The 2242-nt window shown below is 36.4% G+C and carries 1 protein-coding gene; it reads left to right on the top strand.

Annotated elements, in window-relative coordinates; genetic code table 11:
* Window positions 1–2201, top strand: a 2201-nt coding sequence (locus AC3DU7_RS31675; RefSeq protein ID WP_488043199.1) for a PP2C family protein-serine/threonine phosphatase, incomplete at its 5' end; no start/stop codon positions are given.
* Between the last annotated feature and the right edge of the window lie 41 nt (window positions 2202–2242).

Here is a 2242-nt window from a genome sequence, read left to right as displayed (position 1 = left end):
TTTATAAAAGAAATGGCCGAAAGCTACGAGTACCCCTGATGCAAAACACTATGCCAAAACACTACCTGTGGGCTATAGGTGAAGGGATCAAAACCTATCGGCCAGAAGAAATAATAGGAGATCGTTATCAAGTTCAAGGCGATCAAATACTACTGGATACTCAACCAGAAGAAATGTCCCAGATGCCCGAAGAAATTCCGGGTGAAATAGAATCATATTTGAGATTATTTCCATATAGACTTCATATTCCTCAAGTTTTTGGAATTTTATTAGTAACAGAAAAAAAAGGGACTCGAGAAATTTGGCTCTTAGAAGGAGGGCCAATAGATGCCAATTCCGGAAACATAATGCCAAATATAGCTACAGCATGGAAAGATGCTACACCAATGCGACAGTTAAATTGGTTATGGCAAATGGCTCAACTTTGGCAACCTTTGAATGTGCAAAAAGTAGCTTCTAGTTTGCTAAACTCAGAAAATTTACGGGTAGAAGGACAATTAGTACGCTTATTAGAGCTACAAGCAGATCGAAAATCTTTGACATTACAGCACTTAGGTAGATTCTGGCAGAAATGGGCAAGCAATGCTCATCCCGCAGTAGAAAAATTCTTAAAACAACTGTTTCACCAAATGATTGCCGGTGAAATCCACAATGCAGATCTACTTATAGGGCAACTAGATCGAGCTCTGGAAGTATTGGGGCGATCGCAAATTAGAAAAATTCATATTACTACTGCTACAGATACAGGGCCTAATCGTTCTAACAATGAAGATGCTTGTTACCCACCGAACAAAACAGCAATTAGCTATCCACCGAGTTATAAAACAGTAGCTATTGTCTGTGATGGTATTGGTGGTCAAGAAAGAGGAGAAGAAGCATCAGAATTAGCAATCAAAGTTTTGTGCCAAAATTTAAAGAATATACCCGAAGAAGGCGATCCTCTAACTATAACTACAAAATTAGAAGAATCTGCTTATGGTGCTAATGATGCTATCTATGAGCGTAACGATAACGAGCAACGTCAAGGTCGTCAACGGATGGGAACAACTCTAGTTATGGCACTTGCCCATCTACACGAACTGTATATCACTCATGTAGGAGATAGTCGTGCTTACTGGATTACTCCGACTCGATGCTATCAAGTAACTTTAGATGATGATGTTGCCACTCGTCAAGTCAGATTAGGTTACTCTTTATATCATGATGCCGTCAACCAAGTAGCATCAGGCGCTCTAGTACAAGCTTTGGGTGTTACTGCTTCAACAAGTTTACATCCAACTGTACAACGTTTTCCAATAGATGAGGATAGTATTTTCTTAATTTGTTCTGATGGTTTAAGCGATAGAAATAGAGTAGAGGAATATTGGCAAACAGAAATATTACCATTACTACAAGGGAAAACAGATATAGCTACAGTCAGAGATAGATTAATAGAAATTGCTAACGCCACAAATGGGCATGATAATGTAACAGTAGCTTTAGTCTATTATCAAGTAACTGATAAAGGTCAGATAACAGAATTGTCTCTTCCACCTGTAAAAGTTCAGCATTTAAAAGTACAAAAAGCACAAAAAAATGCGGAACTTAATCCATCTGATAGTCAATTTTTTGACAATAAACCCAAAAATTTTCCTTATGACTCAGAATATAAAAGTGGGTGGTTTTACTTGTTAGGAATTATGATACTTCTGGTATTAGGTGGAATATTAGCATATTTTTTAAGTCCCTTAGCAAAAGAATTCACACAGCCATTGGATGTAAAATCTCCAAATAGTAATACTTTTGCAACAAATACAGAAAAGCCTAGCCAACAACCAAATTCTATATTTTCTCCTAGTTTATCTTTGGATATAGGTTCATTCATACAGATTAGTCATAGCGATCTTTCTCGCGAAGGGTTAGACGAACCGATTAAATTACTAGATAATACAACAAATAAGAAAGTTATAGGTATAGTTAGCAATGGTAGTATTCTCCAAGTAACTAGAAAATTGAATAAATCGGAAGAAAGTTGGTTAGAGTTAAAGGTTTGTTCAACTGCAAATTCCTCAAATACTGACCCAGAATTGTCTAATGTTTTATTACAACCAAAAGATAAAGGTTGGATTCAACAAGTCAAAATAGAGAGTAGCTTGGATGTCATTATTTTGGAAAGAAATTCAGAAAAACTAGATGATCGCGTCCGTCAGATATGTTTATAGGAAACTTAAGTTTTTTTCAGGCTTATAGCAGTTTTTATTTG

The organism is Okeania sp., assembly GCF_983059655.1.
Note: the sequence above shows the minus strand (reverse complement) of the source record. Positions and strands in the feature narration are given on the sequence as shown.